Origin of the sequence: Marisediminitalea alba (genome assembly GCF_002993365.1) — a bacterium.
Lineage (GTDB): Bacteria > Pseudomonadota > Gammaproteobacteria > Enterobacterales > Alteromonadaceae > Alteromonas > Alteromonas alba.
Genome location: NZ_PVNP01000193.1, coordinates 121,576 through 131,299, shown reverse-complemented (window position 1 = coordinate 131,299; position 9,724 = coordinate 121,576). Strand labels below are relative to the sequence as shown.

Here is a 9,724-nt window from a genome sequence, read left to right as displayed (position 1 = left end):
GTAAAGAATCCACCTTCTAAAGAAGGTGGCTTTGCGTTAACCCCCTAAAAGGGGGCCTTCTATTCAAGGGCTAGCTGAGCTTGCTCTTGTCTTTCAACCTTCTCTTGGTGACGAACATACCGTCTTATGATCTCTTCGTTTATCCCAACTGAGTCAACGAAGTAGCCTCTTTGCCAAAAGTGGTTGCCCCACATCTTATTCTTTCTCAAATGCGGATATTTGCTAAATAGCTTCAATGCTATTTTTCCTTTTAAAGCTCCCATTAAATTCGATATGGATAACTTTGGAGGAATTTTTACTACCAGATGGACATGGTCAATCTGTACATTCAACTCCACTACTATGCAGCCGAGTTGCTGGCAATACACGTGAATACACCTGTAAACATCTTTGCCTAATTTATTCTTCAAAACCCTAAACCGATACTTCGGCGTCCAAACTATGTGATATTGACATCGCCAGAACACATGCGATGCTTGCTCGTATCTACTCATGTTAATTTCCTTTTTGACTTCGCTAAAAATCAAAGGGAGATTTAACATGGGTAGGTATACGGGCAAAGCCCTACCATGCATGATAACCACCTACTGAAGTAGGTGGTTTAGGGCTAAAAATAAAAAAGCCCTTACGGGCTTTTTTATTAATTAATCATCGGACTTAAGCCGAACATAAGTGCGATACTTTTTCTTCAGCAACTTATCGATATATTGCGTCAGCTTAATCTTGTGGCTGATGGCATCATCAAGGGCATCGACCAACTCCCCTAACATCGCTTTGTAATATTCAGCGTCTTTCACTTCGTTTCCGTTGGGCGTAATGAGACGCTGCCGAGGCACACTATCCGAAGCCTCCTGGCTACTATCCTGAGCGTCTTGCGACACTTCCTCGCTAACCTCTTCATCCTCTTTGACTTCCGGAGAGTCGGGTACAAACATTTCTTCACGCACTTCATCGATGACCGAATCGACAGCTTGCTCATCGAGAACTTCCAGTTCTTCAAGGAAGCCGAACAACAGGATACGGTCCATCAGCGTATTGATCTTACGTGGAACGCCGCGGGTAAACTTGTAGATATGCTCATAAGCATCACTGGAGAACAACTGAGAGCCATTCCAGCCAGCGTGCTGCAGACGATATTCAATGTATGACTGCACTTCTTCCAGTGTCAGTGGTGCCAAATGGCAGGAAGCCACAATTCGCTGACGAAACTGTTCCATATTGGGTGCCCGCAGAATCGGTTGAAGCTCTTCCTGACCAAGCAGGAAGCTCTGCAACAAAGGTTTACCTGCTTGCTGAAAGTTCGACAACATGCGTAATTCTTCAATGGTTTCCAGCGGCAGGTTTTGGGCTTCGTCCACCAGCAGCAGCGCGCGGCGCCCCTGGGCACTCAACGCAAACAGATAACCTTCCAAATCTTTGAGAATGTCAGCTTTGGTTTTACCGGCCACATCAATTTCAAACTTGGCCGCCACCATTTTTACCAGTTCATCCGGCGACAGCTTAGGCGTAACAATTTGCGCTGCAACGATATCGTCTTCGATATCAGCCAGCAAACTGTTGGCAATAGTGGTTTTTCCGGTACCAATATCACCGGTGATCACAATAAAGCCTTCAGCCTGAGATAATCCATACTGTAAATAGGACATCGCACGCTTATGCCATTTACTGGCAAAGAAAAAGGCGGGATCCGGGGTCAACTGAAAAGGCTTGGAGTTAAGTCCGTAATAACTTTCGTACATGAAATGCTTCTACCGCTGTTATTGCGCCCACGCATTATGCGCTCAACGCGTTTTCCCTAGCTTATCCTAAAGCGCCAAAGTGTGCATTAAATCAACACCGAAAATCGTCAGGATTTGCCATAACTTTGTTGCTTCACGATGGTATCAATAATGCCCGTGGTGGAGACCCCTTCTTCGAAGTGCAATACCTTCACCACCCCCCCATTTTCCAGCACGTCTCTGCCGCCAGCGATCTCCTCAACCTTATAATCGCCGCCTTTAACCAGCACATCCGGTAAAATCCCGGCGATAAGACGTTGCGGCGTTTCCTCACTGAAAGGCACAACCCAGTCGACCGCGCTCAATCCGGCAAGCACAGCCATGCGGCGTTGTACCGGGTTCACAGGCCGACCCGGACCTTTTAATGCCTGTACCGATGCATCGGTATTCACCGCGACAATCAACCGATCACCCAGCCTGGCTGCGGCATCAAGATAAGACACATGACCGGCATGTAAAATATCAAAGCAACCGTTGGTCATAACCACTTTTTCGCCCCGCTGTTTGGCAGCCGCTACGGCAAGAGCCAGCTGTTCCTCTGTCATCACACCGCCATCCGGGTGATTGTGCTGACCGGCTGCCACGGCCAGTTCGGTGGTAGTAACCGTTGATGTACCTAATTTACCCACCACAATGCTGGCGGCAAGATTTGCCATTACGCAAGACTGTTGCAAGCTCTCTCCCGCAGCGATGTAAGCGGCCAGTGTCGAAATGACCGTATCACCGGCACCGGTTACATCAAAAACTTCCTTGGCTTTGGCAGGCAAATGAAACTCTGTTTCCCCGGGTGTAAACAAGGTCATCCCCTGTTCTGAACGAGTGACCAGTAATGCGTCCAGCGCCAGTTCTGAACAAAGTATGTTAGCCAGTTCAACCAGGTGCTGCTCGCTATTCACTTCACCCATAACAGCAGTAAATTCAGCCATGTTAGGTGTGATAAGCGTGGCGCCGCGATATTTTTTGAAATCAGTACCCTTAGGATCTACCACGACCGGCTTATTTTCGGTTTTGGCAAGCTCAATGAGGCGTGCAGGGTTACTTAGCGACCCCTTGGCATAATCTGACAGGATCACCAAATCATGTTCAGCAAGGGCTGCAGTAAACTGGCTTTCCAGCAATGTTTTATCCACATCGGCAAAAGAGCGCTCAAAGTCCATTCTCAGCAACTGCTGATTACGGCTCATAACTCTGAGTTTAGTGATAGTATCGAAACCATCACAGCGGCTGAAATGGCAATCAATACCATAGCCCAGCAGCCGTTTTTCCAGCGCATCCGCATTGGCATCGTTACCGGTCATCCCCAACAGAGTGACTTTAGCCCCCAGCGAAGATAAGTTAATCGCCACGTTGGCCGCGCCACCGGGGCGGTCTTCCGCGTCGTTAATGTTAACTACCGGTACCGGCGCCTCAGGTGATACCCTTGCCGTTACACCACTCCAGTAGCGATCCAACATTACATCACCAACAACTAATACTTTGATTTGACTAAAATTCGGGAGTGCCATTTCTGTCTTTTTCGATACACTAATGGCGGGATTATAACAGTGATCAGACACGAAGAGCCAACTCATGACCTCGTGGTACGTATATTTACTTAAAACCGCCAGCAATACTTTGTATACCGGCATTACTACCGACCCTAAAAGGCGTATGCGGCAACACAGTGGCGCAATTAAAGGCGGGGCTAAGGCGCTGCGAGGCAAAACACCACTTTCGTTTTACTGCATCTTTGAGGTGAGTGATAAGTCTCAGGCGCTCAGACTGGAGGCCTGGATAAAGCAGCGCAACCGGCAAGCTAAAGAGGCGCTTGCCAGAGCGGAAAGCGAATTGCCTGTTCCGGCAACCCGCCTGACCAACGAGGCTATCCGGCAGATGAACTCAGCACACTGCTAAGAATCATAGCCAGGCCGATACTGAGCGTTAACTCCACGGCGGCAACGCCCACATTATGCTGTTCGTCCACTTCCTTCTGATAATTAATACCATTTAAAATGGCACGTTTGCTGAAGGCAACCAGGACCCACAATAACAAAGACAGCGATACGCTGGTCACTAACCAACCGGTCACATTACTCACATAGCCTTCCGGGCTGTAGCTCAATAAGGCCCCGGCAGAAGACACCACAATCGCAGTACCCAACAGATTGCCGGCATGCTGCACAGCCAGTGCTAACTGCCCGGTATCCAGCGCACTCTGAAAGGAGTGATTCTGGTTTTGCATGGCATAACGCATTTCATAGATGCGGGTCATGATCAGCAAAATGGTCAGCACCACCAGAAATCCGGTAACGATAGCAATCATTGCATTCACATCGCTGCCGTCAACCCACACCATAATGCTGCGTAAAATAATCGCGCTGGAAACCAGACTAGAAGCATCCACCAACGCAACACTCACATTCCGGTCGCTAACTTTATGCTGTGTATCTACGGCATCAAGCACAATTTTATCGTGGGCAAACCGCCCCACTTTCACCAGGAAAATACCAATAATACCAAAAATAACCATGCCAATAGCGGCCTGCTCATACCCCTGCCCTACATGACGGCCAACCACTGAACTGAGCACCAGACAAAGCGATAACATACCGCCGGCAACGCTTATCCCAAAAGCAAAGTTATCCTTAACGCCTAGCTCGTCACTCACCGAGACCTTGGCCCGGGAGCGGGATAACCACTTCATAACGAGCAATAACAGCAACGCGAGCCCCACGTCAATCGCTACATACACCCATAAATCCCGGGCCAGTGGCACCAGCTTGACTAATATCTCCATTTACACCTCTAATTTGTGTTCATAATTGGTGTGATACCTCCCGGTTAATCAGCGCAGAGTTTCCACTCATAACACTGGAGGCAAGGCCACCTTTGTGCCAGACTCACACTCATAACACACCATCCTAAGTTAATATGTGTACGGAAAAAACAATAAACGGGATTATTCAACAACATGCTGAAGAAAACTGGCAAAAATTGCAGGGTAGTGATTATCCGGCAGAATGGCTAAACCAGCATCAGAACGCCATCACGGAGATTTTGGGGCTCAGCCCTTTCGTCGCTGAGGTTGCACTGACTAAACCCGATGTGTTTACCCGAATTGTTATGCATCAATGGCATAAACAGGTTGATATTGATCAGGTTTGCAGCGAGTTTACAGCCCGACTCGCCGAGACCGACAGTGAAGAAAAACTGCTGGCCGCCCTGCGGCTGTTCAGAGCGGAGCAAATGGCAGCGCTCGCCTGGCGGGATCTGACTAACCGGCAAACTATTCAGACCTCCCTTAGCCAAACCAGCAAGCTGGCTGACACATTAATTATGGCCGCCTACAACTGGCTTTATCAGGCTCACTCAGCGCGATATGGGGTGCCGCAGGGTCCGGATGGTCCCCAACCTATGTTGATACTGGGAATGGGTAAGCTGGGCGGCAAGGAGCTCAATTTTTCCAGCGATATCGATCTTATCTTTTCGTATCCCTACAAGGGCGAAACCGATCACCCCCGCAAGCCCATCGAGAATCAGCAGTTTTTTACCAAGCTTGCGCAACGACTCATTGCCGCCTTGAATAAAACCACACCTTTAGGCCAGGTTTTCAGAGTAGATATGCGTTTGCGTCCCTTCGGCGACAGTGGTCCGCTGGTAGCGCATTTCGGTGCACTGGAAGATTACTATCAGGATCAGGGCCGTCAGTGGGAACGCTACGCCATGATTAAGGCACGTATACTCAACCCTGCGTCCCACTATGCCAGCCAGCTGGAAGCCATACTGGCGCCCTTTATCTACCGGCGTTATCTGGATTTCACTACCATTGACGCCATCCGCGATATGAAACGACTGATCAGCAAGGAGCTGCGCCGGCGCCGCTTAACCGGCAATATTAAGTTGGGTGCCGGTGGTATTCGTGAGGTGGAATTTTTCGCCCAGAGCTTTCAGTTGATCCACGGCGGACGCGAGACAACGCTACAATCACGTGAACTACAGCCGGTCTTAACCCGCCTCGCAGCATTACAGATTATCGAATCCCAGGCCATCAGTCAGTTGCTGGAAGATTATTATTTTCTGCGCAAAACAGAGCATACCCTACAGCAATTTAATGACGAGCAGACCCAAATGCTACCGGATAACAGCTGGACGCAGGCGGTGATAGCAAGGGTCATGGCATTCCCTGATTATCAAGCGTTCTTAACCACCCTGACGGTAGTGATGGAGCGGGTGCACGCGCAGTTTAACCAGTTAGTATCTGAACCCGGTGATGAGCAGCAAGAACAGGATTCCTTGTTTAGCCGTTGTAAAGATGCCTGGTTGCTGGAAATGTCCGAGACCGAATTTTGTGAACTGCTAAGCGATACCCTTGACGAAGGCTCAGCACAGGCGCTGTTTGAGCAACTGAGAGACTTCAAAGGGCAACTTAGCCGGCATCGCATTGGTCAACGCGGAGAAGACACGCTGGGTAAACTCATGCCGGAGATGATTTACTATATGCTCCGGCAATGCGCCACTAACATCACCCAGCTACTGCCGCGCCTGATCAGTGTTATTAGCGCCATAACCGGCCGTACCACCTATTTGGATTTATTACACGAAAACCCGGATGTGCTCAAACAGCTTATTAAGCTGTGCGCCAGAAGTGCCTGGATCACCGAGCAGATCCGCAGTTTCCCGCTCCTGCTGGATGAATTGCTCACGCCACTTTATCTGCAGCAGCAACAAACAAGCTTGCCGGTAGTGTACGAAGAGTACACCGATGAACTACGCCAGAGCCTGTTGCGGGTAGAGCCGGATGACACCGAACTGCTAATGGAGCAGTGGCGCCAGTTTAAGCTTTGCCAGCAGTTACGTATTGCGGCCAGCGATATCTCGGGCTCGCTGCCGATTGCAAAAGTCAGCGATAAATTAACCGTCCTTGCCGAAGTGTTACTCCAGGCGGTCTTTAAGTCCGCCTGGCAACAATTAACCGATAAGTTCGGTGCGCCCTCGCACCTGCGACAGGATGAAACCGGCTTTTTAATCGTCGGTTACGGTAAGTTAGGGGGCTATGAGCTGGGTTACGGCTCAGATCTGGATTTGGTATTTATCCATAACGCTCCACAGGACAGCGAAACCAATGGCACCAAAAAGGTTTCTGCACAACAGTTTTACATCAAACTGGCCCAGCGCATTATGCACCTGCTAAATACCCGCACCCTGTCTGGTCAGCTCTACGAAGCCGACTTGCGCTTGCGTCCATCCGGCAACTCAGGCCTGTTGTGCTGTCATTTAAGCGGCTTTGAGCACTATCAGGAAGAGGAAGCCTGGACATGGGAGCATCAGGCGCTGGTCAGGGCCCGCAGCATTCTGGGAGATGAACCACTGCTGGAGGCATTCAAGCAGGTCAGAAACAGGGTCTTGCAGCGTCAGCGTCAGCGTGAGCTGTCCTCTCTGGCAAATGAAGTGGTTAAAATGCGCCTAAAAATGCGCGACCACCTGCTCGATAACCAGGCCAGCGGGTTAGACCTCAAGCAGTGTGAAGGCGGGATCACGGATATTGAGTTTATGGTGCAATTCTGGGTGCTCGGTTATTCACATCAGTTCCCGGCACTCACACAATGGCCAGATAACCTGCGTATTATAGAACAGGTTCAGCAAGCCGGACTCATCTCAAAAATCGCTGCTGAAAACCTGCAAAGTGCTTATTTAACGCTGCGTGATCATTACCATCAGCTAACCCTGGCGGGTGAGAAATTTGCCCATAGTAATGAGGAGTTGGAAGCAGTAAGAAAGTTAGTTACCACACAGTGGCAACAAACATTTAATCAAGCCTGAGGGCGGCTTTATGCCGATTGGTATTAGCTGCCCACCCGGCTGCACTGTGTGTTGAGGTATTCGGTCACTTTTTCAGTGACCACCAGAGATCGTTGTTTGGGGCAAACGAAGGTTGCCACCTTGCCTTCAAAATTACTGTCAATTGCACTGGCAATTTTTGCCAGTGAACCGGCAACCGTGTTATCCATCTGGAACTGGTGTTTGATCACAAAGTCCTGATTCAGATCCCATATGACCTGCATCCCCTCCTGCTCGGCATAGGATGAGATTGCTTCTCGAAGCGTATTACCAGCCCGGAAGGTCCGGTATTTGTACTCGCCTTCCCAGCGGCTATCCACTGGCTTCAGCGCACTGGACATAGACTGCAGACGGTCATCCAGGCTTTGTTCTGACGGCGTTAGATCCAGCACCATATCAGCCCCTTCAGAACGCTCCGGCTCATTGGCCGTCATTCTGAATTCGCGGTAAAAGTCTGATAAGCCTTTGGCTACGGAACGCTCTTCCGGCGCATCTACGGGTGTTGGCGCTGATGTCATATTCATTTGCAGGTGAATAACAATACCCGCCACAATAATCACCGCCAGGGCCAGGCCAAGGTGTTTGGCCCAAAAAAGGGTAGAGGTAGGCTTTTTGTTCATTCAGGCTCTCTGCTTCTCGTCGATAAAACCAGCTGCCGCTGATTTACAGCTATCTCGTTATGTGTACCACTTCTTTTCATGACCACTTTGCTCGGTTATGAATCAACCCTACTTGTATAAAGACGGCGCCTGCGGATCCGGACGGGTTTTAAACCGCTTGTGCATCCACAGGTAACTTTCAGGTTGCTCATTTATAATATCGGCAATGTTTTGATTAAGTAAAGTCAGGGCCGGCACATCCTCAAGTTCTTTTAACTGTGGCATGGGTGGATAAAACTTCACTTTGTAGCCTTTCTCAGCATACTGGGATGTCACAATCAGCGGCTCACTGTTTGTTCGTCTGATAAACATCATCGTAGCCGTGGTCGTTGCCGTTTCCTCTACACCGGCAAAGGGCACGAAAATACTTTGATTACGACCATAATCCTGATCCGGTAAATAAAGGCACAATTCACCTTCATCCAAGGCTGCAATCAACGCCCGGGCATTACGCTTGTGGATCATATATTTATTCGAGCGGGCCCGGCCGTGATACTGCAAATAGTCCATCAGCGGGTTATTGTGTTTTCGGTAAAAAGCGATGCTCGGATATTTTAAACCTAAAATCCGGCAGGCAAATTCAAGGTTCATGTTGTGCAGCGCCATGCCAAACACGCCTTTGTTAGCCGCCAGAATAGCTTCAACATGTTCAAAGCCTTCAACTGTTCCGTGTTTTCTGACCCGCCAATCAGGCCACCACCAACCCATGGCCGTTTCATACACAGCCATTCCTGCTCGCCGAAGATTGTGTATTACCAGCTTATCCTGCGCCTTTGCGGACATCTGCGGATAGCAAAGCTGGATATTACGCCGGGCAACGTTTACCCGAGACTTTGCTAGTTTACCCAACAACCAGCCTGTACCACGGCCTAATCCGCGAATTGCCGGGAAAGGCAACCAGGTAACAACATAAAGCAGGATAACGCCAAGCCAGACTAACCAGTAGCGGGGTCCGAGAAACGCCAATGAAAATTTAGGCGGCTTAATTGCTACAGCCAAGATGATGGTCCTCTGTCACTTTAACGAGCGAACAGAGCAGGTGCCTCTGCCGCCAAAATTTGACGGCATTGTAGCTTAAGTCAGTCTTTTTGAATACTTACCGTGCATGCATTACGCACAATGAAGCTTGCAGCACCTGACTTAATATGATTTATCGATATAACGAAGCTTCTTTTCGAAGGCATCAAAATCGTCTGATTTTTGATAATCAAAGTGATACTGGTTGTGGAAACCAAATTGCATGGCCACTTTGGCGTCATTGATGTAAAGCGTATAACCGTCAAAGTCGGTATAAGCTACTACCCCTTCGAGCCGGTATTTCCCTTCCTGTTCTTCGCCTTCCTGACGGATTTTATCAAACACCCGCAGGACAAATTTTGAATCTATTTCGTTTTTCATAAAAAAGGCACCTCCGGGTTTTTATACCACTGAAGATGCCTTTTAGATTACAAGAGTTTAGTTCTGGTTAAA

Annotated in this window: 9 protein-coding genes; 2 read left to right on the top strand and 7 right to left on the bottom strand. The window is 49.1% G+C overall.

What is annotated here, in order from left to right; genetic code table 11:
* Nucleotides 1–59: 59 nt before the first annotated feature.
* From tnpA to hldE, 3 genes are all read right to left on the bottom strand, one after another.
* A complete protein-coding gene (gene tnpA, locus C6Y40_RS19230; RefSeq protein WP_105933925.1) occupies nt 60–494 on the bottom strand; it encodes an IS200/IS605 family transposase in 435 nt (144 codons plus the stop codon).
* Nucleotides 495–644: 150 nt separating this feature from the next.
* Nucleotides 645–1,739 (bottom strand): XrtA/PEP-CTERM system-associated ATPase, encoded by a 1,095-nt coding sequence (locus tag C6Y40_RS19225; protein ID WP_105936022.1) that lies wholly within the window; start codon nt 1,737–1,739, stop codon nt 645–647.
* A gap of 107 nt (nt 1,740–1,846) precedes the next feature.
* Entirely contained in the window at nt 1,847–3,283 is a 1,437-nt protein-coding gene (gene hldE / locus C6Y40_RS19220; protein ID WP_105936029.1) for a bifunctional D-glycero-beta-D-manno-heptose-7-phosphate kinase/D-glycero-beta-D-manno-heptose 1-phosphate adenylyltransferase HldE, read from the bottom strand.
* A gap of 64 nt (nt 3,284–3,347) precedes the next feature.
* Between hldE and C6Y40_RS19215 the strand changes: the two genes are divergently transcribed.
* Nucleotides 3,348–3,671 carry a GIY-YIG nuclease family protein gene (locus C6Y40_RS19215; protein ID WP_105936021.1) on the top strand — a complete coding sequence of 108 codons (324 nt, stop codon included), beginning with the start codon at nt 3,348–3,350 and terminating at the stop codon, nt 3,669–3,671.
* Here the strand turns inward: C6Y40_RS19215 and C6Y40_RS19210 are convergent.
* On the bottom strand, nt 3,640–4,554 hold the full coding sequence (locus tag C6Y40_RS19210; protein WP_105936020.1) for a DUF350 domain-containing protein: 915 nt from the start codon (nt 4,552–4,554) through the stop codon (nt 3,640–3,642). The genes C6Y40_RS19215 and C6Y40_RS19210 overlap by 32 nt on opposite strands.
* A 134-nt stretch (nt 4,555–4,688) precedes the next feature.
* Between C6Y40_RS19210 and glnE the strand changes: the two genes are divergently transcribed.
* On the top strand, nt 4,689–7,577 hold the full coding sequence (gene glnE / locus C6Y40_RS19205; protein ID WP_105936019.1) for a bifunctional [glutamate--ammonia ligase]-adenylyl-L-tyrosine phosphorylase/[glutamate--ammonia-ligase] adenylyltransferase: 2,889 nt from the start codon (nt 4,689–4,691) through the stop codon (nt 7,575–7,577).
* A gap of 23 nt (nt 7,578–7,600) precedes the next feature.
* Here glnE and C6Y40_RS19200 read toward each other — a convergent pair whose 3' ends face one another.
* From C6Y40_RS19200 to C6Y40_RS19190, 3 genes are all read right to left on the bottom strand, one after another.
* Entirely contained in the window at nt 7,601–8,215 is a 615-nt protein-coding gene (locus tag C6Y40_RS19200; protein ID WP_105936018.1) for a TcpQ domain-containing protein, read from the bottom strand.
* Nucleotides 8,216–8,323: 108 nt separating this feature from the next.
* Nucleotides 8,324–9,253 carry an LpxL/LpxP family Kdo(2)-lipid IV(A) lauroyl/palmitoleoyl acyltransferase gene (lpxL, locus tag C6Y40_RS19195; protein WP_105936017.1) on the bottom strand — a complete coding sequence of 310 codons (930 nt, stop codon included), beginning with the start codon at nt 9,251–9,253 and terminating at the stop codon, nt 8,324–8,326.
* A gap of 141 nt (nt 9,254–9,394) precedes the next feature.
* Nucleotides 9,395–9,652 (bottom strand): DUF3081 family protein, encoded by a 258-nt coding sequence (locus tag C6Y40_RS19190; protein WP_105936016.1) that lies wholly within the window; start codon nt 9,650–9,652, stop codon nt 9,395–9,397.
* Nucleotides 9,653–9,724 lie beyond the last annotated feature (72 nt).

Excerpts from the sequence above, each read along its gene's own strand:
- hldE (WP_105936029.1), bottom strand. The coding sequence starts at position 3,283 with ATGGCACTCCCGAATTTTAGTCAAATCAAAGTATTAGTTGTTGGTGAT.
- C6Y40_RS19200 (WP_105936018.1), bottom strand. The coding sequence starts at position 8,215 with ATGAACAAAAAGCCTACCTCTACCCTTTTTTGGGCCAAACACCTTGGC.
- C6Y40_RS19215 (WP_105936021.1), top strand. The coding sequence starts at position 3,348 with ATGACCTCGTGGTACGTATATTTACTTAAAACCGCCAGCAATACTTTG.
- glnE (WP_105936019.1), top strand. The coding sequence starts at position 4,689 with ATGTGTACGGAAAAAACAATAAACGGGATTATTCAACAACATGCTGAA.
- C6Y40_RS19190 (WP_105936016.1), bottom strand. The coding sequence starts at position 9,652 with ATGAAAAACGAAATAGATTCAAAATTTGTCCTGCGGGTGTTTGATAAA.
- tnpA (WP_105933925.1), bottom strand. The coding sequence starts at position 494 with ATGAGTAGATACGAGCAAGCATCGCATGTGTTCTGGCGATGTCAATAT.
- C6Y40_RS19225 (WP_105936022.1), bottom strand. The coding sequence starts at position 1,739 with ATGTACGAAAGTTATTACGGACTTAACTCCAAGCCTTTTCAGTTGACC.
- C6Y40_RS19210 (WP_105936020.1), bottom strand. The coding sequence starts at position 4,554 with ATGGAGATATTAGTCAAGCTGGTGCCACTGGCCCGGGATTTATGGGTG.